This is a genomic window from Acinetobacter sp. SFA (genome assembly GCF_001647535.1).
Classification (GTDB): domain Bacteria; phylum Pseudomonadota; class Gammaproteobacteria; order Pseudomonadales; family Moraxellaceae; genus Acinetobacter; species Acinetobacter pecorum.
The window spans coordinates 98313-121567 of record NZ_LSZI01000002.1 but is presented as its reverse complement, the minus strand read 5'-3'; the positions used below and the strand labels follow the sequence as shown (position 1 = coordinate 121567).

General features: G+C 40.5%; 19 protein-coding genes and 1 pseudogene. 12 read left to right on the top strand and 8 right to left on the bottom strand.

Annotated features, from left to right (window positions below):
- Positions 1 to 21 precede the first annotated feature (21 nt).
- The 6 genes and pseudogenes from AY607_RS02105 (at position 22) to AY607_RS02085 (ending at position 5806) form a co-directional block, all read left to right on the top strand.
- Positions 22 to 1002 carry a LysR family transcriptional regulator gene (locus AY607_RS02105; protein ID WP_064095752.1) on the top strand — a complete coding sequence of 327 codons (981 nt, stop codon included), beginning with the start codon at positions 22 to 24 and terminating at the stop codon, positions 1000 to 1002.
- A gap of 3 nt (positions 1003 to 1005) precedes the next feature.
- Positions 1006 to 2139: an acetylornithine deacetylase gene (gene argE / locus AY607_RS02100; RefSeq protein WP_064101618.1), complete on the top strand. Its 1134-nt coding sequence runs from the start codon at positions 1006 to 1008 to the stop codon at positions 2137 to 2139.
- A 238-nt stretch (positions 2140 to 2377) separates the two neighbouring features.
- A pseudogene (locus tag AY607_RS15395) lies at positions 2378 to 3028 on the top strand (amino acid ABC transporter permease); the annotation flags it as partial.
- 117 nt (positions 3029 to 3145) lie between these two features.
- Complete coding sequence (locus AY607_RS15390) at positions 3146 to 3889, top strand: amino acid ABC transporter ATP-binding protein (protein ID WP_413772518.1); 744 nt, start codon at positions 3146 to 3148, stop codon at positions 3887 to 3889.
- Positions 3890 to 4065: 176 nt separating this feature from the next.
- On the top strand, positions 4066 to 4908 hold the full coding sequence (locus tag AY607_RS02090) for an ABC transporter substrate-binding protein (RefSeq protein WP_064101616.1): 843 nt from the start codon (positions 4066 to 4068) through the stop codon (positions 4906 to 4908).
- 28 nt (positions 4909 to 4936) lie between these two features.
- Positions 4937 to 5806, top strand: coding sequence for a phytanoyl-CoA dioxygenase family protein (locus AY607_RS02085; RefSeq protein ID WP_064101615.1), 870 nt, complete (start codon positions 4937 to 4939; stop codon positions 5804 to 5806).
- A 56-nt stretch (positions 5807 to 5862) separates the two neighbouring features.
- Here AY607_RS02085 and AY607_RS02080 read toward each other — a convergent pair whose 3' ends face one another.
- Complete coding sequence (locus AY607_RS02080) at positions 5863 to 6588, bottom strand: class II aldolase/adducin family protein (RefSeq protein WP_064095747.1); 726 nt, start codon at positions 6586 to 6588, stop codon at positions 5863 to 5865.
- Positions 6589 to 6752: 164 nt separating this feature from the next.
- Here AY607_RS02080 and AY607_RS02075 point away from each other — a divergent pair, with 164 nt between their 5' ends.
- Both AY607_RS02075 and AY607_RS02070 read left to right on the top strand, forming a co-directional pair.
- Entirely contained in the window at positions 6753 to 7601 is an 849-nt protein-coding gene (locus AY607_RS02075) for an ABC transporter substrate-binding protein (RefSeq protein WP_064095746.1), read from the top strand.
- A gap of 50 nt (positions 7602 to 7651) precedes the next feature.
- The gene (locus tag AY607_RS02070) at positions 7652 to 8821 is read left to right on the top strand and encodes a hypothetical protein (RefSeq protein ID WP_064101614.1); all 1170 of its coding nucleotides are present in this window, start codon (positions 7652 to 7654) and stop codon (positions 8819 to 8821) included.
- 128 nt (positions 8822 to 8949) lie between these two features.
- Here the strand turns inward: AY607_RS02070 and AY607_RS02065 are convergent, their stop codons facing one another.
- From AY607_RS02065 to AY607_RS02055, 3 genes are all read right to left on the bottom strand, one after another.
- Positions 8950 to 9504, bottom strand: coding sequence for a hypothetical protein (locus tag AY607_RS02065; protein ID WP_064101613.1), 555 nt, complete (start codon positions 9502 to 9504; stop codon positions 8950 to 8952).
- A gap of 303 nt (positions 9505 to 9807) precedes the next feature.
- A complete protein-coding gene (locus tag AY607_RS02060; protein WP_064101612.1) occupies positions 9808 to 10800 on the bottom strand; it encodes a TauD/TfdA family dioxygenase in 993 nt (330 codons plus the stop codon).
- A gap of 100 nt (positions 10801 to 10900) precedes the next feature.
- Positions 10901 to 12175 carry a flavin-containing monooxygenase gene (locus AY607_RS02055; RefSeq protein ID WP_064101611.1) on the bottom strand — a complete coding sequence of 425 codons (1275 nt, stop codon included), beginning with the start codon at positions 12173 to 12175 and terminating at the stop codon, positions 10901 to 10903.
- 292 nt (positions 12176 to 12467) lie between these two features.
- Here AY607_RS02055 and AY607_RS02050 point away from each other — a divergent pair, with 292 nt between their 5' ends.
- Positions 12468 to 13583, top strand: a complete 1116-nt coding sequence (locus AY607_RS02050) for an S-(hydroxymethyl)glutathione dehydrogenase/class III alcohol dehydrogenase (protein ID WP_064101610.1) — start codon at positions 12468 to 12470, stop codon at positions 13581 to 13583.
- Between the two features lie 135 nt (positions 13584 to 13718).
- Here AY607_RS02050 and AY607_RS02045 read toward each other — a convergent pair whose 3' ends face one another.
- Entirely contained in the window at positions 13719 to 14510 is a 792-nt protein-coding gene (locus AY607_RS02045) for a phytanoyl-CoA dioxygenase family protein (RefSeq protein ID WP_064095741.1), read from the bottom strand.
- Between the two features lie 241 nt (positions 14511 to 14751).
- On the bottom strand, positions 14752 to 15744 hold the full coding sequence (locus AY607_RS02040) for an FUSC family protein (RefSeq protein WP_064095740.1): 993 nt from the start codon (positions 15742 to 15744) through the stop codon (positions 14752 to 14754).
- 465 nt (positions 15745 to 16209) lie between these two features.
- Between AY607_RS02040 and AY607_RS02035 the strand changes: the two genes are divergently transcribed.
- The 3 genes from AY607_RS02035 (at position 16210) to AY607_RS02025 (ending at position 18886) form a co-directional block, all read left to right on the top strand.
- Positions 16210 to 17208 carry a putative oxygenase MesX gene (locus AY607_RS02035; RefSeq protein ID WP_064095739.1) on the top strand — a complete coding sequence of 333 codons (999 nt, stop codon included), beginning with the start codon at positions 16210 to 16212 and terminating at the stop codon, positions 17206 to 17208.
- Between the two features lie 42 nt (positions 17209 to 17250).
- Complete coding sequence (locus AY607_RS02030) at positions 17251 to 18294, top strand: methionine synthase (protein WP_064101609.1); 1044 nt, start codon at positions 17251 to 17253, stop codon at positions 18292 to 18294.
- Positions 18295 to 18391: 97 nt separating this feature from the next.
- Entirely contained in the window at positions 18392 to 18886 is a 495-nt protein-coding gene (locus AY607_RS02025) for a flavin reductase (protein ID WP_064101645.1), read from the top strand.
- Positions 18887 to 19005: 119 nt separating this feature from the next.
- Here AY607_RS02025 and AY607_RS02020 read toward each other — a convergent pair whose 3' ends face one another.
- Together AY607_RS02020 and AY607_RS02015 are read right to left on the bottom strand one after the other, a co-directional pair.
- Positions 19006 to 20754 (bottom strand): tannase/feruloyl esterase family alpha/beta hydrolase, encoded by a 1749-nt coding sequence (locus AY607_RS02020; protein WP_064095737.1) that lies wholly within the window; start codon positions 20752 to 20754, stop codon positions 19006 to 19008.
- A 378-nt stretch (positions 20755 to 21132) separates the two neighbouring features.
- Positions 21133 to 22881, bottom strand: coding sequence for a tannase/feruloyl esterase family alpha/beta hydrolase (locus AY607_RS02015; RefSeq protein WP_064101608.1), 1749 nt, complete (start codon positions 22879 to 22881; stop codon positions 21133 to 21135).
- Positions 22882 to 23255: the final 374 nt, after the last annotated feature.

Genomic DNA, 23255 nt, shown 5'->3' with positions numbered 1-23255 from the left:
GCGCTGACCAAGGATGTAAGCGTGCTAAACAGAATCTCATTACGCCAAATGCAATACTTTGTTGCTACCGCAGAAAGCGGTAGCATCATCATTGCTTCAGAAAAAATTCACGTATCTTCACCTTCTATTTCAGCTGCGATAGCACATATTGAATCTGAATTGCAGGTTCAACTGTTTATACGCCAACATGCAAAAGGTTTGATCCTGACCAGTATTGGTGAAAAGGTCATGCATGAATGCAAGTTCATCTTAAGTCAGGCCAATAGTTTATATGCCCTGGCCGCAGATTTTTCAGGCTCTATCCGCGGGCCGTTAAAACTTGGATGTTTTACTGCATTTTCCCCCATGATTTATGCCGAAATCATTCACGGATTTACCAATTTATATAAGGGTGTGACGCTTGATTTATGCGAGGATGACCAACAGGTTTTGCTAAATGCTCTGGTTCGGAATGAGCTTGATGTGGTGCTGACCTATGATTTGAATATTGACCATAACCTCATTAATTTTGAGCCACTGGCCGTATTGCCACCGCACGTATTGGTGAGTGAAGCTCACCCCTTAGCACAGAATGTTGCAGTTACTTTAGAAGAGCTTGCAGAACTTCCAATGGTGCTCCTCGATCTGCCATTCAGCAATGACTATTTTATTTCGTTATTCCGCAATCATAAGCTCAGTCCGAAAGTCGTGCATTCTTCGCGTCATGTTGATGTTGTACGTTCCATGGTCGCCAATAATTTGGGCTATACCATTTTAAATGTACGTCCAAAAAACAATTTTTCTCTCGATGGAAAACGTCTGGTCCGTTTGCGAATTGCAGGTGAACACCGTCCTATGCAAATCGGGCTGGCAACGGCAAAAAACGCCAATCTGAATACAGTATCTCAAGCTTTCATTAGCCGTTGCCGTTCCTTTTTATCCAATCAATATATTCCGGGAATGGGAGATGCGCATTTCTTTGACCCACACGTCAAAATGAAACGTGAGACGGAAGAGGTTTAATTTATGAGTGATTTAAGTAGAGTGGCGCTTTTATCGAGACTGATCGCATTTGATACCACATCATATAAAAGCAATCTTGATTTGATCTTATATGTTAAAGAGATTCTGGAACAGAGCGGAATTCGCGTAGAGCTGAATTTTAATGCTGAACAAAACAAAGCCAATTTATTTGCGAGTACAGGCCCGCTTGATCAGCCTGGAATTTTGCTGTCTGGACATTCAGATGTCGTCCCGGTCGAAGGACAGCTTTGGGACAGTCCGGCATTTGAAGCTATCGAAAAAAACGGCAAGATCTATGGTCGTGGCAGTGCAGACATGAAAGGCTTTTTGGCCTGTGCCATCGTGAGCATGTTGAAAGCCAGCCAGTATTCCCTACAACGGCCAGTACATTTATGTATTTCCTATGATGAAGAAATTGGCTGTATTGGTGTACGTGGTATTTTGGATCAACTCGCTTCCACGATTGTTTCTCCGCTAATGTGTGTTATTGGTGAACCGACCATGATGCAACTGGCTTTAGCTCATAAAGGTAAAACAGTGTTCAGAGCAAAATGCTGTGGCGAGGAAGGCCATTCAGCTCTTGCACCCCGATATGTGAATGCGATTCATGTAGCGAGTAAATTGGTTGAATCACTACAACAGGTTCAACATGATCTGCGTGACTATGGTGCACAAGACTCAGGTTACGATATTCCGTATACCACAGTTCATGTCGGGAAAATTTCGGGAGGAACCGCACTCAATATTGTGCCGAATCAATGCGTGGTTGATTATGAGATTCGTCATCTAGCACAGGACAGTAGTCAGCGTATTCAAGCGCAGATTCTTGAATCGATTCAATCCGAATTTCAGCAGCAAATTGATGTTGAAGAAGTGAATCAGTATCCGGGACTCAGTACATCATCGACCATTGAAGCAGTGCAGTTTATTCAAACTTTACTCCCCAAAGAAACATCTCTTGGAAATATTTCTTTCGGTACGGAAGGAGGCTTGTTCCAGGCTGCTTTAACTTGTCCGGTTGTAGTTTGTGGGCCTGGGAATATTGCGGTCGCACACAAGCCAAATGAATATGTGGCTATAGAGCAGTTAAATCAGTGTGATATTTTTCTTGAAAAATTATTAATGAGTCTATGTTAGTTTTTTAAGTGCCGTAACTTACATTTTTTAGTTTATAAATATTATTGAGTTTGCATGTTTGTATTATTTCGCCGTTTTTTATTTATTTTAATCAAAGAGACCTGTTTATTTTTATGGTCTCTTTTTTATTGCTTAAAAAAAACATTGCTAATACATCAATTTTTCAAAATTACTTATTGATATAAATTCCGATATAACAAAGGTAATAGGAAATAATCATGCAAATAGGGGGGTATGAATGGATTTTAATTGGTCATATACATTTAGTTTATTGTCAAACAGCAATTTCTGGAAGGCAACCTGGACGGTTATTGAGCTGAGTGTGCTGGTGTGGGTCATCGGGATTATAGCAGGCTTTGTCCTTGCATTGGGGAAACAGTCCCGTTTTAAACCGCTCGCATGGTCAAGTGATGTATATATCTGGTTCTTTCGCAGCCTTCCATTGCTGGTTCTACTGGTTTTTGTTTATAACCTGCCACAAATTTTCCCAAGTTCAAGCGTAGTTTTAGCTTCGCCTTTTCTTGCAGGTTTAATCGCAATGACCTTGAGTGAAGCCGCCTATATTGCAGAAATTCATCGGGGTGGTTTAACTTCAATTCATAAGGGACAAATTGAAGCAGGTAAAGCGCTGGGTATCAAATATTCGGGTATTCAGCGTCTGATTGTGATTCCCCAGGCATTTCGCGTGGCACTGCCCGCTTTAGGCAATGAATATGTGTCGATTGTAAAATTAACCTCTTTGGTCTCGGTCATTTCCTTGACAGAAATTTTGCTGGTGGGCCAACGCCTCTATACCCAGAACTTTCTGGTTATGGAAACCATGCTGGCAGTTGCATTTTACTATGTATTGATTGTGACAGTATTTGGCTGGGCGATTAACTGGTTTGAACGCAAAATTGACATTACCAATCGTAACCCCGGACTGCTGAATGAAAATGACCCTTTATATCAGTTACCTGTTGCCTCGGTTCGGGCACGTAAAGAAATTAGTGGCGAACGTTCAGGTATGTATGCTTTGGAAGCGATTGATATCCATAAATCCTATGGCGATCAGGAGGTATTAAAAGGGATTAACCTGAATGTGAAATGGGGTGAGGTGATCTCCATTATCGGTCCATCGGGTTCAGGAAAAACGACCTTTATCCGTACCTTGAATGGTCTGGAAGCATTAAATAAAGGTACAGTAAATTTACTGGGTCAAGCATTTTTAAAAGACCAGGAATTAACCGATGAATCTGCTGCCTATAAAAAACAGATTATTCATGTAGGAATGGTATTCCAGAGCTTCAATCTGTTCCCGCACAAAACGATTTTAGAAAATGTCATGCTGGCACCTCTGTACCACAACATGGGAACAGTACTGGACAGCAAAATTACTGCATTGGCCATGCTTGAAAAAGTAGGTATGAAACAACATGCCAACAAGTACCCGCACCAGCTGTCCGGTGGACAACAACAGCGTGTTGCGATTGCACGTGCCTTGGCTATGCAACCTTCGATTATTTTATTCGATGAACCGACATCCGCACTTGATCCAGAACTTGTGAATGAAGTACTGAAAGTGATCGAAGAGCTGGCGAGGGAAGGTTTGACTATGATTATTGTAACTCATGAAATGCATTTTGCTTTCAAAGTTTCAGATCGAGTCGTATTTATGGAAGGTGGGCATATTGTTTTAAATGATAGTCCTGAAGCGTTAAAACAAGTGGGTAATGAACGTTTAGATAAATTTATGTCCAGAGCTGCTTAACTTTTAAATATCGGTTTAAAGCAGTCTGTTTATGACTGCTTTTTATTTTAGGTTTGTGCAGATTATCGAAATTTATTTTTATAAAGCATTACATAAAAAAATCCTAATCGGATTATTCAACATATTCTTTTATATTTTAAATAAGAGAAAAAAGACCATTGAGTCTGGGGTGATAAATGAAACATAAATCTATTTTAATGAGTGCTTTAGTCGGCAGTTTATTATTGGCCGGATGTACAAAAAATGAAGAACTTGTATCTACAGTAACAGATGCATCAGTTAAAAAATCAGTCAGTGTGGGTTCGGACCTCACTTTTCCCCCTTATGAATATTTAGATAACGGTGTACCTGCAGGCGTCAGCGTTGCCATTATGGAAAAGATTGCAGAGGTTGACGGTACTTATAAACCGGAATGGGTAGATACCCGTTGGGCCAATCTGATACCAGGTTTAAAAGGTGAGAAATTCGATATTTTATTCTCATCTATGTACATCACCAAAGAACGTCTTGAGCAAATTGACATGATTCCGTATTACAAAACGGATATTTCCCTATTGGTGCGTAAGGACAACGATATTTCACCAAAAGGTCCTGAAGATCTATGTGGTCGTGTTGTCGGTGCGATGAAAGGAACAGCATTTGCGACACAAGTATTCGAAATTTCCAAAGATCGTTGTGTTGCACAAGGTAAGAAAGAAATCACTATTCGTGAATTTGAAACTTCACCGCAAACCACTCAGGCATTATTGGCCCGTGCAGTAGAAATTCAATATGACGATGCGGCAGTAATGAATGCAGCTGTAAAAAATTTACCGGATAAAGTCAAGATTACATCGACTGAACAGTTCTTCCCAACAGTGGGCGGGATCGGAATCCGTAAAGGAGATACAGCGACTTATAAAATGGTGGAAGAGGGACTGAATAAACTTAAAGCTTCTGGACAATTTGAAAAAATCCTCAGTACTTATGGTTTACAAGCACCAACTGAGGCAGACATTGCAGCAGTGATGAACAAGTAATTAAAGTAAAAGCATGAAGGTAAATACAATGTTAAGACAAGAGCAAATTGAACAATTCCATCGTGACGGTTTTTTAGTTGTTGAAAATGTAATGAGCCCTAATGAACTGGCAGGCCTGCGCGCGCAGCTTGAAACATGGGTAGACGAGAGCCGTCAGTATACGGAAGCGTACGGAGAAACGATTGATGGCCGTTCACGTTTTGATGTGGATCCTGTCGACCATGATGCCGACCATCCAGCATTACGCCGCGTGAGTTCGCCGACTGAAATTTCAGAGGTGTATTATGAAACCGCGATTCATTCGAGTATGGCGGAAATGGCAGGACAATTGATAGGTGGCAGCGGCACACGTTTTCATCACAGTAAAGTGAATGCCAAACTACCCCATACCGCTACCACAGTGAAATGGCACCAGGACTTTCCCTTTACCCCGCATACCAATGACGACATGATTACTGCATTACTCATGGTAGGGGAAGTCACAGCAGATAATGGCCCATTACAAGTCATTCCGGGAAGTCATAAAGGTGAGTTATTTAATCACTGGCAAGATGGCCGTTTTAGCGGAAAAGTGGAAACGGAAGTCGAAGCTGCACATTGCCAAAACTATGTCTCATGTATTGGCCCTGCGGGTTCAGTATGCTTTATGCATACACGTTTGCTGCATGCTTCTGGTGCTAACAACACTGAACTGCCACGTTATCTGTTTATTACGGTATATGCAGCTGAAGATGCGGTAGCCTTGTCGGACAATCCCTTGCCAAGCATACACCAAGGGCAATTAGTATATGGTGTAGAAAGTGGACAGGTTCGTATGACAGTGAATCAATTAAAGCTTCCTCAAAAACCAAAAGGGGCATCATTCTTTGTCCAGCAAGCTGGTTTAGAAATGGCATAAAGCACCTATAAAAAAGAGCTTCAACTGAAGCTCTTTTTTATGCATGAAATATCACATTAGTCGAGTACGCTCGGATCTTCTTCCACGAGAATCGCTTTCATTTGTTCAAAATGCGCAATGCTGAAATCTTCAATTTTTTCCCAATCCTGGGCGGTCTTTTCTGCAACATGATCAGCCAGAATATTTAAAGTCTGCCCGGTAGAATAGGCATGAACCAGGATCTGGCTGGCTCGTTCAAAGGTATACATATCGTCAAATGCCACACCAATATCATGTGAGCCAATCAGAATGCCATGATTGCCCATGAGCAAGCGCGAATTGTTGTTCAATAAATTTGCAAGGCGTTGACCTTCTCCCAATTGGTCTGCCATCCCGCCATAATGGAAGTCATAAGATACGCGATTAAAGTAGCGGGCACTGTTTTGTTCAATAGGCAACAAGGTCGGATTTTTTAAGCTTGAAAGGGTGGTGGCATAGACAGGATGCAAATGCATAATCACTTTAATGTCCGGTCTTAATTGATGGATCTGTCCGTGAATTGCCCAAGCCGTCGAATCAATTTTTCCTTTCTCAAAACTTTCTGGATCATCTGCATGAACCAAAATCAGGTCACTGGCTTTGACCTTGGAAAAATGCACCCATTTGGGATTTAAAAGAAAGGATTTTCCATCCTCAGATACAGCTGCACTAAAGTGATTGGCTACTGCTTCATGCATGCCAAGTTTTGCACTAAGACGGAGTGAAACGGCTAAATCAATGCGTATTTTGGATTCACTTTTCACTGGTTTTATCTCCTTGAAATATAAGAAAAGTCTAATATTTTTTAGAGTAAATACTGCATCGTTTTTTCTGGATTATTAGCACGGAAATTCAAAATTACTTTCTACGAAAAACTCACGTATAACAATTTTAAAGTCATTCCAAAGATGGTCTCTTGAGGTGAAATATGAAGGTAGCGTTGAAAGTAAAACCATTGATTATGGCACTCAGTTTGGCATGTGGATTATCTGCATGTAGCGATAAGCCAACTGTTCAGGAAGCAGTCACAGCAGAAAGTACAGGAAAGGTATATCAAATTGGAAGTGATATGACCTTTCCGCCATTTGAATATATGGAAAATGATAAACCTGCAGGTTTTGATATTGATATTGCCAATAAAATCTTTGAACAATCAGGTGATAAAGCAAATTTTGTAGACAGTCGGTTTTCAAATCTGATTACAGGACTGGAAGCCAAAAAATTTGATCTGGTAATGTCAGCTTTATATATCACCCAGGATCGTCTCGAAAAAGTTGATATGGTGCCGTATTACATGACCACAGAGGCTCTCGTGGTATTGGCAGATTCTGAGTATCAACCTAAAACCCGTGACGATTTATGTGGCAAAACGGTCGCTTCACAAAATGGTTCCATGTTCCCTGAACAACTCCGTCAAATGTCGCAAGAAAGCTGTGTGTCCAAAGGAAAAAAGCCAATTACCATCCGTGAATTTGTGACGTCCCCCGAAGCGGTTCAAGCATTGCTCGCAAAAGCAGTCGATGCACATTATGACGATGCCAGTGTTGCAAAAAGTACTGTAGAAAAATTAAAAGACCGTCTGGTGATCAGTTCAACTGAACCATTCTTTCCAGTTTTAGGAGGCATTGCCGTACCTAAGGGAGATCAAAAACTTCTTAATAAGGTTAAAAACGGTTTAGACGCGATTAAACAATCTGGGGAATACGATCAGTTGATTGCCAAGTACAACTTGCAAGCACCGACGGATGAAGAAATTCAGAAATATATGCCGAATTGATTGATCGGCATCAAAACTAAGCAAAGCTAAATATTTGAGAAGTTATTTTAATGAAAATGAATATTTTAACTCAGTCCTGTTTATTGGCTGTTGTTACCAGTGTAAGTATGCCGGTATTTGCAGGACTCAGTATTGGGGATGCAAAGACGGCTACCGGCGAGCTGAGTGTTTCGGGGTTTGTACGTGCAAAATATCAGGATAAAAGCTGGACAGATAATGATCATAAACTGACATTTGATGCGGCGCGTATTAATGTCGACTATAAGTCTCCCAAGCTGTTTGGTCATATTGAATATCGTTGCTATCAGTTCGATAAACTCTGTGATTTTTCAACACTAGTTGATGCTTATGCAGGCTATAATTTTAACGCACAGCAACTGATTCAAGCAGGTATACAAGCCGTACCTTTTGGACCAGGCCGTTTCTGGGAAAGTAACTATTACGGCGGGGTGATGACTCAAATTGGTCTGGAAGATGTGCATAACCTCGGGATTAAATACCAAGGTAAATTTGCTGCAGGTACTCAGCTTGAACTGGGGTATTTTCCGGGAGATGGAGGAAGTTATTCAGGTCCGTATTCTGAAGATGCGAGCCGTTATACCACCAACTTTGTAAAACCTGAAAATGGCTCCATCACACACCTTGATGAAACGGATATGTTTATTGTGCGGGTGAAGCAAGATATTACTAGTTTACCAGAAGGGGTCTCAAGTAACATCGGCGCGTCTTATTGGTCATCGGACATCGACAATAAAACCTTTGGCACCACAGGTGACCGTCAAGCGTGGGCCGTGTTTGGTAATTTGAATTATAACAATCTTGAGTTGATGGCGACTGTCGGTAGAAACCAGGTCGATAATGCCGATCCTGTGACCCCTAAAGCCTCTTTAATGGGTTCATTTGATGATAACTTTATGGTGGCAAATGAAGGTATGTTCTATACCATCGATTTAGCGTATTCGTTTAAAGATGTAGGTAAATTTAAGAAGATTCAGCCGCACTTTATGTACAGCGAATACGATAAATCTGAAAGTGGTTTCAAAGACTCGACTCGTCATATTTTAGGGGTTTCTGCTTATTATAATGATCTGCTTTTTGTTGCCGATTATATTGTAGGTAAAAATGACTTCTTGATCGGTGGTCCAAGCGATTCGTATGCAACAGGCAGTGCCAATCAAAGCGAAAGTATGCTGAATTTACAAGTATCGTATTTGTTCTAAGTTTTAAATTTGATTGACTTAAAAATACCGTATTTCAGATACGGTATTTTTTTTGGAGAAATCGGAAATTTCTATTTTTGGAGGTACAGGTATACTTCGTATAATCGCCATTATGTTAAATGGATGAGTTAAATCCATCCTCCAGTAATGAAATCTCCTGAATCATATCCAACAGAATACCCAATCTTTCTCTCTGGATAAGCGGTTTTATAATGATTGATTGATGCTTGTGCCAACTTAAGTGCATAAGCTAAGAACAAAGGATATTCAGCATCATTATCTAGTTTGGTTTCATCTGCTAAATCTTCAATAGATCGTAAAATTTTAGAGCTAAAATCTCCTTGCTCAGGATAATATGTTTTGGCTTCAGACATCCAATCGAGGTTATCTTCTTCTGCAATATAGTGATCTGATACTGCAAAATATAGATACCCATTATCAGAAAGACCAAACCAAAACCCTTGCTCAATAAAGGGACAAGCTTCTTTTTCTAAAGTGTCAATTATATGGGTTGTTAAACTTTTAACTTCAATTGTGTAATCTAATTCTTTGAATAGATCCCAACTTTTATTTGGCTGCATTTCATAGCAATAATTAATGATCCTAGTCATGAAATTATCAATATCAGGATCATTTTTATGAAGATCAATTTCTTTAAAGATTTTTACAAAGTCGAATGACATAACCAGCCTACATTTCCCAAGATTTTAATAAGTAAATACTTTTTAGATTCCCTAAAATTAACATAATACACGTTATATGAATTAATATTTTTTATTTCATATAAATCATATGCTTATTTTATTTTGAAAGCCCCGTTCTACCGATCTGGGCTTTTTTTAATGATTTTTCATGTTTCACGCCTAATATTTGAATAATGTTCCACAATATTTTTTAAAAATCTTAAACATCATTACAAATCTTTCCGTAAACTGATCTTTAATAAAGAGGCTATTTCAGCCTCTTTTTTATTATTCTCCAGAACCTTAAGCGGCTTGTCCTAAATCTTTTGGAATTCCATTACGCCCGGGGAAGTCTTTGGCTAAGCGTCGCGCATTTGGCATCTTTAACCATAACCGTAATAGTTTACGACGTTTTTTCAGGTCGGCATCATCTTCAAAAGAAGAACGCGAATGCATCACACAATAGTTATTACAAAATTGAATATCGCCCGGTTCAAGCATCATATCCAAACGTAAGCTTGGGTCATGACTGATCTCATCAAAAATATTCAGGGCCTCAATTTGCACTTGAGATAAGGGCATACCACGACGCTCATGCCCAAGTTCAATATAATGACGCAAATATCGACATGCCAATTTACCTTCTAAGTAACTAAAAACTGGTGTTAAAGATGGCTCAACCTTACCCAAATGATCGTACCAAGCAGTATGGTAAAAATAGCCCAAATATTCAGGGAACTGTTCCAAAATTCGGTTATATACGGTTGAAGAACTGACAATACTGCTCAGTCCGCCATGTTTGGCCTTACGTATGGATAGTAAACCTACTACATCGCTTAAGTCAGAATGGTAAGGCAAATAATCATTGGTTTCATACACCCGCGTCATTTTTTGAGTCTTGTCACCGATATTTTCAACATAACCAAGCAAATCACCGCGTGCATTTTGTGTCACGGCATCGCCCATATGTAAGCCTAACAGATAATACAGATTGGCCAATTCTGCTTCGCTATATTTATTAGCATCCAAACCACGAATCACGATAAAACCATAACCATTTTCAAGCTCATTCGTGATCTTCTCAATTTCAGCTAAAAACACAGGATCTTCAATATAAGCATCATATTTGTTAAATTCCGGTGCATTTAAGTTTTTGGCTTCAAGCACTTTAAGTGCTTGATCTAGCACAGCCAATATATGCGGTGAAAGCTGGTAGATCCAATCAGTCTGATCTGCAATTTCACTGCCGTTCCATGCACATTTATCGGTAATTTTTGATTTTAAAATGCTGTTCATAGCACCCCCAAGACATAATTTTTAACTACGGTAGAGACCAACAAAAAAATGCACATATCAGCCGATCCAGCTCTATAGGTGCATTTCAGTCCATCAGTTTTTAAGCTGAGTGTTTCAATAAATTTTTATCGGTTTGATATTCCTTGTATTTACGCTGAATATCGATATGTTCAGCGATATGTTTGGCATCGTGCCATACCCCCCAAATAAAGCTCGAGCCACGACCCGTTAAATAAGGTAATCCCAGGAAATACACACCACGTTGTGGCGAAATCCCTTGTTTCTGAATGGGTTTATTGAACTCATCAAAGGCATCGACCTGTAACCAGCTAAAGTCATAGCCAAAGCCTGATGCCCAAATTACAGTGCTAATGTTGTTGGCTTGTATATCCAGCTCAAGAATTGGGTTGGTCACGCATTCAGGATTTGGCAATAATGTGCGTGCTTGCGGTTCAGGTGGTAAATCCAAACCGTTGTTGGCGATATAGGCATCTGCTTCATCATAGAAGGCCAGTAATGCCGCATCACCCTCATCGAGATTCTGTTTCAGGTTGTTTTTAAATTTCACTGTGTGTTCATCAAAGGATTCGGTACTGCCGACCAAGGTGATGCCCTGTTTTGCCAAGACACGGAAATCGACATTAATCCCGCCATGCGCACCACTCACGGCAAATCCTTTGAGTGGGCCTGTATCGGTACGCATAAAGTCCCACCCCCCCAGCACACCTAACCACCATACATTGTCGCGATTACGATAGGTACGAGGTGGACGCTCATGACGACCCACAGACAGATAGACCTTTTTACCGGCACGATTCAGTTCATCGGCAATTTGCACACCTGAAGAACCTGCACCAATCACGAGAACTGCACCTTCAGGCAGTTGTTCAGGGTTTTTATAATCGTCCGAGTGAATTTGATAAAAAGATGGATTTTGCAATGCCAGGGGTGGAATCACGGCTTTTTGGAAGGCACCCGTTGCAGAGACGATATGTTCGGCGTAAATGGTGCCTTCTGATGTTTCTACGGTATAGCCCACACGACCCACAGATTTATGAACTTTATGAACGGTCACACCTGTATGAATCGGAAGATTGAATTTTTTTGCATATTTTTCAAAGTATTCTGCGACTTGATCATGGTGTACAAATGCATCAGGATCGGCATTGAATTCCATATTGGGGAAACGGTCATGCCAGCAAGGACCATTAGCCACCAAAGAGTCCCAACGACGGGTACGCCAAGCTTCTGCAATCCGATTTTTCTCTAACACCACATGTGAAATCCCTAACAGGGTCAAATGCTCACTCATTGCCACGCCAGCCTGACCTGCACCCACAACCACAGTATCTACCATCAAATGATCTAATTTCATTGTCTCTATCCTTTTCTTCATGCTCACTGTGACAGTGTGCTGATTATTTTTTTGTTTTTTGGAAGCCCGACACTTCACAAAAAATCAAATTTGTTTCGATGGATTCAATATAAGTAGGTCGGTTGAATAGCGAAAATCATATAAGCAGAACATATGAATCAAAAAAACCGAATTGCTTCAATCATCTGAACTTCATATAAAAGTGAAGAGAAATTTTTGAATAAAAATTTTATTGTTTGTTTAATTTTTTAAACCAGCGATACCATAAATTGCAGGATCAGCAGGACCAAATATGAAATCACGTGCAGCAGTTGCTTTTGCTCCAGGACAGCCTTTACAGATTGTGGAACTGGATGTTGAACCGCCCAAGGTAGGAGAAGTCTTGGTCAAAATCACTCATACAGGGGTGTGTCATACCGATGCCTTCACTTTGTCAGGCGCTGACCCTGAAGGTGTATTTCCTGCAGTACTTGGGCACGAAGGCGCAGGTATTGTGGTTCAGGTAGGAGAGGGAGTTACCAGTGTGCAAACGGGTGACCATGTGATTCCACTCTATACCGCAGAATGTGGTGAATGCTTATTTTGTAAATCAGGTAAAACCAATCTATGTGTGGCTGTTCGTGCGACTCAAGGTAAAGGTGTAATGCCAGATGGCACCACCCGTTTTTCTTATCAGGGTCAACCAATTTTTCACTACATGGGCTGTTCAACCTTTTCAGAATATACCGTGGTGGCGGAAGTCTCGTTGGCAAAAGTGAACCCAGAAGCCAATCCTCAACATGTATGTTTGCTTGGCTGTGGCGTAACCACCGGGATTGGGGCAGTGCATAACACAGCCAAAGTCCAAGAAGGGGATTCGGTCGCCGTGTTTGGTCTGGGAGGCATTGGTCTGGCGGTGGTACAAGGTGCACGTCAGGCCAGAGCGGGCAAAATTATTGTGGTCGATACCAACCCAGATAAATTTAAACTGGCAGCAGAGTTTGGTGCGACTGACTTTATTAACCCGAAGGATTATGACAAGCCTGTCCAGGAAGTGATTGTAGAAATGACCAGTTGGGGCGTGGATCATTCCTTCGAATGTATTGGTAATGTCAATGTGATGCGTTCAGCACTTGAATGTGCACACCGTGGTTGGGGACAGTCAATTATTATCGGTGTTGCTGGGGCAGGTCAGGAAATTTCAACCCGTCCCTTTCAATTGGTGACTGGCCGCAAATGGATGGGCAGTGCATTTGGTGGTGTGAAAGGGCGTAGCCAATTGCCAGGTATGGTCGAAGATGCCATGAAAGGCAAGATTCAGTTAGAGCCATTTGTGACCCATACCATGGGCTTGCAACAGATTAATGAGGCCTTTGATTTAATGCATGAAGGCAAATCGATTCGTACTGTTATTCACTTTTCTGAATAACATTCCTTAAGTTAAAAAGCTCCAGTCATTGGGGCTTTTTATCAAATTCAATGTTTCCTCATCCAAATAAAAAAAACCAATGTTCAAACAGGCGAACATTGGTAACAGAGGAAATAACAGTTGTGGAGAGCTAAGTTAGGCTACGAACGGAAACTCATCTTCAGGTAATGCATCCCCCGTAGAGAGCTTGCCAATATATTGCGGGTACTGTGGAGAAGTTTTCCCGCCACGATTGACATAGACTGCATCATCCCCTAACCAGCGGAATGAGACTGCACGTCTTGCATGTTGAGTAGATGCATTGCCTGGCGCGCCATGAATGGTCAGATAATTAAATGCAATCGCATCACCCGGTTCCAGTGCCCAGCCGACAATATTGTAATCTTCACGCTGGCTATCAATATCCGGAAGGATTTCTTCAGGTGTGTCGCCATGATCATAGTATTCACCGTTAAAGCTTTGTGGCTTGAAGTGTTTACCCCATTTGTGCGAGCCGGCAATAAACTCAATGGCAGATTCTCTCGCTACCGGATCCAGAGGAATCCATAGACTTAAGGTCTGCTTTGCATCTACAGGATAATAAGGGGCATCATGATGCCAAGGCGTAACCTTGGATGAACCTGCACCCTTAACCAGTACATGTTCATGAAACATGCGCACACTTTGAGACTGCATTAAGGCTTTGACTATCTTGGCTGCGGGACTTTGTTGGACAAATTCATTGAATGCATCAATGCGTTGCCAGTTACAATAATCTGCCCAGAACTGGCCATGGGTCTGTCCAGGAGTATAGTCACGAAACCATTGACCAGGATTTTGTTGATTGGCTTTTATGCCGGATTTTAACAAACCTACCCAGTCTTTAAAAAAGCCCCGTAAAACCACCACGCCATCTCGTTCAAATATTTCTCTTTCATCTTCCAGCATGCATGCTACTCCTTCATCAGTAGGGAAGAATCTATTTCCATCAATGTTTTTTGATGTTGGAGAAAATATAAGCATCAAAGCGGAAGTTAAGAAATAAGCAATTTAAGAAGTAATGATTCATTTTTTTTAAATTAAACATAGGATTATTAAAAGGTAGAAGAAGTATTGCAACAGCTCTATATCTTGTTCAAGTGATGGTGAGCCTCTCTCTTTTGAATAGCTGAATGAAGCTTCACTCGAATTATTGTCTCAATTTTTTCAGAATCAGACTTGCAATAATGGCAAAAAAACCGCCTATGAATGTTTCGTAAAGTCTGGAAAACGGTACAAAATAATTTGGATGATAGGTATAGAATGTTCTTTCAATTAATAAAATAACAAACAGAGTTGTGCCAAAGCTTGTAAGAGCATTTTGCAGTTTAAGTAAACTGGGTAAGATAAAAACCAGAATTAAAAAAATAAATAAATATAGGTGTGTGTGATTTAAACTAAGCAACTTAAAAAGTAATATAATAAATATGACTGCTACCAAACAGCCAATGAATCTGTCTATTGTTTTTTTGAGAATATTGATTTCTTTAGGTCTTAATAAAATAATAAAAGTAAGTGCGGCCCAATAAGGTTTATATAATGAAAAATGATAGGAAATATAAAGGCTCAAAAAAGCAAATGAACTATAGGTAACTGAACGTTTAAATATTCTCTCATTCGTCAAATATGTGCTTTTTGAAAAAATACCATTTTTAAAAGAATTGTTTTCATACTTTTTATAGCGCAATAGACTGAGTAGCAATAAGCTGATAGTAATCCCTGTTAAGTAGGCATATATTATTTCTATATTTGCATTTTGAAAAACGGTTCCTATACAGGAAAAAATAAGTACAAAAGGAAATGTTCTATCGATATAAGGGTCTTTCCCGTACATCATATAGTATAAGAAGGCTAATACAAAAATATAAAAATAGAACTCAATTGATATTTTTAATAAAAAACCGATACAACCACCCAGTATTGCGAAAGATAATAGAAACCACATATATATTATGTTTGCTTTATCTTCTTTTGCTCCATATACGAGGTTGCTAAAAAGAACTGTGGTAAAACCGAAAACTAAACCAATCACACCAAAAAAATAATAACATATTCCACTATTTATAATTGAAATTAAAAGAAAAACCCCGTTATCATGAAAACTTATCTTTAAAATTAAGTTTTTTTTATTAATTGTCGTCATAAAAATTCCATCTAAAGAATTTTATTAAGTATTTTATTCTACCTTAATCTTTTTCACTCCCTATTTGCTCATATATAAATATATAAAGAAGGTAACTGCTTGTACAATGGGCCCAATTAATTTTTTCTGGTCGTTAAAATTCTTCAGTGAATAAATCAAAAGTTTATAATCATTTTTTAGCCTGTTTTCTAGGCTTCTTATTAAATATTCAAGCGTTAATCCTATTTCACTGCTTCAAAAACATTTAGTCGGTCCATAAGAGGCTATGCATATTTGAGCTTCGGTACATGCAGAGGGGGTAGCTTAGTCATAAGCAACCAGCAAGCTAAAAATGTGCTAGATGAATTTTACTCACCTTTAACTGAATTTATATCGTTTTACTCATCTTGGGATTCACGCTTAAATAAAGCCAGACAGAAATTTAGCTTTTTATATTTTTATAAAAATTTAGGGTGGCATATCTCCATGAGTACAGCATTTCAATGTTCAATTAAACGTATTCGTTTTGATGAGAACTACAAACCAGCAAACAATACACGTCTAACCACCAATTTTGCCAATTTAGCACGTGGTGAAAGCCGTCAGGAGAATCTTCGTCGTACACTTGCGATGATTAACAACCGCTTTAACAGCTTGGCGACTGCCGATAATCCTAGAGGTGATCGTTATTCACTGGAGATTGATATCATCTCTGCTGAAATTGATATTGAGGGCAATGGTCAAACCTTTCCATTTATTGAAACCTTGAAAAGTACCATTATCGACCATCATACCAATGAACGCATTGAAGGCATGATCGGGAATAGCTTCTCATCGTATGTACGTGATTATGATTTCAGTGTGGTATTACCATCACTCGGCTGTAAGGCCAATGAAAAACCTGAAGACTTTGGTGACCTGCACGGCAAGCTGTACCAGCATCTTGTGAATTCAGAAGTCTTTAAAGCTGAATTTAATAAACAGCCCGTGATTTGCCTGAGTGTTTCAACCACGAAAACCTACTACCGTAGTGCGAATGTTCACCCGATATTAGGTGTGGAATACACCAATGATGACTACTCACGTACCGATGAATATTTAAAAAAAATGGGCTTAAGTGTTCGCTACTTTAAACCTGAAAATGGCAATGCACCCTTGGCATTCTATTTTGCGGGCGACTTGCTGCACGATTACACCGATTTTGAACTGATCAGTGCGATCAGCACCATGGAAAGCTTCCAGAAAATCTATCGTCCTGAAATTTACAACACAAATTCATCTGCAGGTGTGGTGTATCAGCCTAGCTTGAGCTATGGCGACTATTCATTAACTCGCATTGTCTATGACCGTGTTGAACGTGGGGAGCTGGCGGTCAAACAAGGTAAATGGACAGAGGAAAACTTCATTAAGCCGTATAAAGACATTCTGGATGAATGGGCTGTCAATTTTAAAGTAGCAACGGCTCAGCAAGACAACGCTGCCTGATAGATCACATATATAAACGAATTTAGAGAAAGAAGATTAGACATGGCACTTTTACAACCTGAAAAGTTACTCCCGACCTCTACAGCAGGCAGCTTGCCAAAACCGTCCTGGCTGGCAGAACCTGAAAAGCTTTGGTCAGCTTGGAAACTCGAAGGTGCAGAACTACTAGAAGCGAAACGTGATGCACTGAAACTGTCCTTGCATGAACAAGTCCATACCGGCATTGATATTGTCAGTGATGGTGAACAGACCCGTCAGCACTTTGTGACCACGTTTATCGAGCATCTTGAAGGGGTAGATTTTGAGAAACGTGAAACCATGCGTATCCGTAACCGTTATGATGCCAGCGTACCTTCAGTAGTCGGTGAAGTTTCCCGTAAAAAAGCAGTGTTTGTGGATGATGCGAAATTCCTGCGTAGCCAAACCACGCAGCCGATCAAATGGGCACTGCCAGGTCCAATGACCATGATTGATACATTGTACGATGGTCACTACAAGAGCCGTGAAAAACTGGCATGGGAATTTGCCAAAATTCTGAACCAGGAAGCACTTGAATTAGAGGCAGCAGGGGTTGATATCATTCAGTTTGATGAGCCAGCATTCAATGTGTTTTTTGATGAAGTAAATGATTGGGGTGTAGCAACTTTAGAGCGCGCGCTTGAAGGTCTGAAATGTGAAACTGCAGTACACATTTGCTATGGTTATGGCATTAAAGCCAATACCGATTGGAAAAAGACCCTGGGTAATGAATGGCGTCAGTACGAAGCAGCCTTCCCTAAATTGCAACAATCAAAAATTGATATTGTATCGCTTGAGTGTCAAAACTCACGTGTACCGATGGATCTGATTGAGCTGATTCGGGGTAAAAAAGTCATGGTCGGTGCGATTGATGTTGCAACCAATCAAATCGAAACGCCTGAAGAAGTTGCCAATACACTGCGTAAAGCATTGCAATTTGTGGATGCAGACAAACTGTATCCATCAACCAACTGTGGGATGACACCGTTGTCTCGTCAAGTGGCTCGGGGCAAACTCGAAGCACTTAGTGCAGGAGCTGCGATTGTTCGTCAGGAGCTGGGTGCTTAAAAGAAGCATGGCTAAACCAGAGTAGGGCAAATGATCTGTAGATCATTTACCTGCCTTTGAGTACAGGCACATCGTATATATAATTGAGATGAAAGAGATGATTGAAGCAATAGACTTTAGAAATGCAATGTCCCTGTTAACCACGGCTGTGAATGTGATCACGACCCAAGGTGTAGCAGGTATGCATGGCTTTACCGCATCGGCCGTATGCAGTGTGACTGATACCCCACCGACATTGCTGGTCTGTATGAATCAATCCTCTCGTTCACATGAACATTTCATTAAAAATAAAGTACTCTCAGTCAATGTACTCAGCACGCAGCATGAATACATCTCCAATGCATTTGCTTCAAGCAAATTTAACTCTGAAGATCGCTTTAAACTCGGTAAGTGGAGCACGCTTGAAACAGGTGCTCCAATTTTAGATGATGCTTTGGTGAGCTTTGATTGCCAGATTGAAGAAATTCAAAAAGTGGGCACACACAGTATATTTTTATGTCGTGTCATCGCGATTAGACAGAGTCAGCAGGAGGAAAGTCTGGTGTATTTTAACCGTGCGTATCATCAGGTCGGTCAATTAGAAACTGTTTAACTTTCCCTCGCTACAATGTTCTAGCCCTTATCGTGTTTAAATCCAGATAGCGAATTAAAACTGGAAGAAATAAAAGTTATTTCTTCCAGTTGAGTAAGCGTTTAAGTGAAGTGTAAAAGCTATCGAGCACAGTTAAAGCTTTCAGCTTTTTCGCTATCTCCCCGACCGCTATAACGTGCAATTAATGGGTATGGACAGAGTGGGCGGGTCCGGTTTGGTGCCCAGTTTGACGGGATTTCAGAATTAATGTCTCCACTCGGATTACCCGGACCGCGTGCAGTGGCAATAATACGGTCAGGTTTTTCACCATATTCCACCCATCTGACCAGTGCAGTCAGTCCATCAAACTGGTCAGTAGCCACACCCTGAGAAACATGGTTCATACCCGGAACCCGGAAAAATCGTACTGAATTCTGTATAGTGGCTGAATAACGTTGCAAAAGCTGATCATACCAGTTTTGTGATTCCTTCTCGGAGGTAGAGCCATCCGCTACTGCATGTACTACCATAATTTTACCTCCTCTTGAAGTGAGAGGCGTCACATTTAATGGATCAGGTGGTCCCATAAAAGCAGTTGAGCTTTCCTTATAGGTGTTATCTGTCCTGTATAGCTTGATAAGGTCAGTATCGAAATTATAATTCAAGATATATTCACTCGGTCTTTCCAATCCTAATAAATTAGGTGGAGTCTCGAACACAGTGCCTAATACTCCAGCACTACGATCTAAAGCGCTAAGAGGTGCTAGTTTCAAATTGGCCCATTTCTGTCCAACGATTCCTGGATCATAAGGTTCACTGACATAAAATTTTTCACCTTTAGAGTTTACAGGTGTATCAAATACAGCAGCGATAACCTGTATCTGTTCTGCTGACAGGCAGGTTCCATTACGTTCTCCCTGACACACCGGAACATCTCTTTGGATATTAAATTCTGATTGGCATCGGTCTACATCCTGTACCATGCCATCTACAATACCATCCAGCTTGTCACATTTATTTAAGACAGAATCCGCTACAACTTTTCTTTCAGCATCGGTAAAAGCTGTTATTGTCTCATCAATTTCCGTAGCGACTTTTCGGAGTTCTTTAAAATCATAAATTTGTGCTATTGATGAAAGAGGCGGCTCAAAGGAAGGCGAGTTGGCATAAATACCATCATATTCCCTTGGTAAGCGTGTAGCTGCATTCAGCGCCAGATTTCCACCTCGTGAAGCGCCACCTGCATAAGATCGGTCTGGCAGTTTGTCATAGCTAAACCTGATGAGCTGCTTTGCCATCGGGGTTAACTTGATCATCGAGTCATAACCATAATCAAGCCTGGCCTGTGGGTCTATACCAAAAGTAGTAATTTGTTCAAGTGTATGACCCATATCTGAGGAGATCACAGCAAAGCCTTCATATAAGGCATTGGTGAGTGGCCCCCCGCTTCCAACATAACCTAAGGCTGGAATGAGTTCTCCACCAAATCCACCATTGGCCTGAAAAAGAAAGCGGCCACTCCAGTCCAGAGGAAGACGCATCTCAAAACCAATTCGATACTCTTGCCCATCTATAGGACTGATTCGTGGAAACATATAGCCTGTGACTACACAATGGGCCCGAATGGGTTTTTCAGCTACAGTCACAGCACCCGCAGCCTCAGCAGTGGCTGAAGTAATCGTGGTATTGGCATATTGAAATGAACCCAGCTGTTCACACCGTTTCTTTATTTTAGCTCCAACAGCAGGTGATAATTGTGGTGTTTGATTAGAAGGAGGATTACCTTGATATCTGTCATTGTCATTATCGCCACCACAGGCTGCCAATAAAAAAGAAATCATCATAAGCAGGCTTAATCGGGATAATATATTGTTATTTAAATCATTCATTTGAAGCTCCATCTTGCAGTAAAACTAAATGGTTGAGTGACTTCATAGAAATATATTGATATTTAAATAGCCTGTTTCATTAAATAAAAGTTTTAATTATCAACAAGATCAAGAGTAATAACTCAAGAGTTATGAAGGCTGTTCTTATTTTAGCAATACTTAATGCCTGAAAGTGAGTCACTTTCAATATTTAAAGTTTTGTTACCTGATTTAATAAAACAGGAAGAGATGTGTACCTGAATCAGGATGCCCTTGAGTTAGAAGCAACCTTGCAAAGTGTAAGTGGAACAACTATAGAATTTCAAATTCCTCACTAAAACTGGAAGAAATAAAAGTTATTTCTTCCAGTTGAATAAGCGTTTAAGTGAAGTATAGAAGCTATCGAGCACAGTTAAAGTTTTCAGCTTTTTCGCTATCTCCCTGACCACTATAACGTGCAATTAATGGGTATGGGCAGAGTGGGCGGGTCCGGTTTGGTGCCCAGTTTGACGGAATCTCGGGATTAATTTCTCCACTCGGATTGCCAGGACCTCGTGCAGTGGCAATGATACGATCAGGTTTTTCACCATATTCCACCCATCTGACCAGTGCAGTAAGTCCATCAAACTGGTCAGTAGCAACACCCTGAGAAACATGGTTCATACCTGGAACCCGGAAAAACCGAACGGAATTTTGTATATTGGCTGAATTGCGTTCCAAGAGTTGTTTATACCAGTTTTGTGACTCATACATGGAGGCAGTAGATCCATCTGCTACTGCATGGACTACAATAAGTTTACCTCCTTTTGAAGTCAGAGGAGTCAGGTTTAGTGGATTAGGTGGTCCCATAAATTCAACCGAACTTTCTTTATAGGTATCATCTGTCCTGAACAACTTGATAAGATCGGTATCGAAATTATAATTCAATGCAAATTCCAGTGGATTTTGCAAAGGTGCCTCCTCAGGCGGGACCTGAAAAGTAATTGCTGTGGCACTAGCAAGACCTTCTAGATATTGAGTAGAAAACAATTTTACATTGGCCCATTTCTGCCCGATGATACCCGGATCATAAGCTTCACCCACATAGAATTCTTCACCTTTAGAATTTACCGGAGCTTTAAATACATCGGAAATCACCTGAATCTGTTCTGCTGACAGGCAAGTACCATTTCTTTCACCCTGACAGACAGGAACATCTCTCTCAATATTAAATCGTGTCTGACACTGATCCACATCCTGCACCATACCATCGGTAATGCCATCAAGCTGGTCACACTGCCTTAAAACAGCATCTGCCACAACTTTTCTTTCTTCTAGAGTAAAAGCTGTCACTAAATCATCAACATCGGTGGCGACTTTTCTCAACTGTAGTGCATCATATATTTGTGCAACTATTGCCACTGGTAAGTCAAATGGAGGTGAATTGGCATAAATACCATCAAATTCATTTGGTAATCGCGTAGCTGCAATTAATGCAAGGTTACCGCCACGGGAAGGTCCAGCAGCATATGATCTGTCAGGCACTTTGTCATAACTAAACTTGATGAGCTGCTTTGCCATCGGGGTTAACTTGGTCATGGCAGCATAGCCATAATCAAGTCGCGCCTGAGGATCCAGTCCAAAAGTAGAGTTTTGTTCAAGCGTATGGCCCATATCTGAAGAGATCACTGTAAAACCTTCATAGAGAGCATTGGTGAGTGGCCCCCCACTTCCGATAAAACCTAGCGCTGGAATGATCTCGCCACCAAACCCGCCATTGCCCTGGAAAAGAAAGCGTCCATTCCAGTCCAGAGGAAGACGCATCTCAAACCCAATTCGATATTCTTGTCCGTCTACAGGGCTGGTTCGTGGAAACATATATCCTGTAACCAGACAATGTGCCCGAATGGGTTTATTGGCAACGGTCTCAGCACCTGCCTCCAGGGCAGTAGCTGAAGTAATCGTGGTGTTGGCATACTGAAATGAACCGAGCTGTTCACACTGTTTCTTTATTTTAGCTCCAACAGCAGGTGATAATTGTGGTGTCTGGTTCGAAGGAGGATTACCTTGATAGTTGTTATTGCCATTATCACTACTGCAAGCGGCCAATAATGAAATCATCATCAGCAGGCTTAAACGGGATAATATATTGTTATTTAAATCATTCATTTGAAGCTCCATTTTGTAGGAAAGCTAAATGGTTGAGTGGCTTCATAAAAATTTATCGATATTTAATAGCTTGTTTTAATTAGATAAAAATTTTAACTATCAGTTGGATAAAGATTTTAAGATGCAGGACTTTAGAGTTATGAAGGTTGTGTGAAGTTTAGCAGATATTAATGGTATAAGTGATATTCACTTTCAATACTTAAAGTTTTGTTACCTGATTTAATAAAACCGGATTCGATACGTAGCTCAACTATTTTTTATAAGGGTTATAACAAGCTATGAGCATCGAACAAGAACCTCAATAAAATGGAGAGGTAGAGTGAAATTTAGATAGAAAGGAAGCAAAGTCCTATCAATGAATGGGAAATACAAAT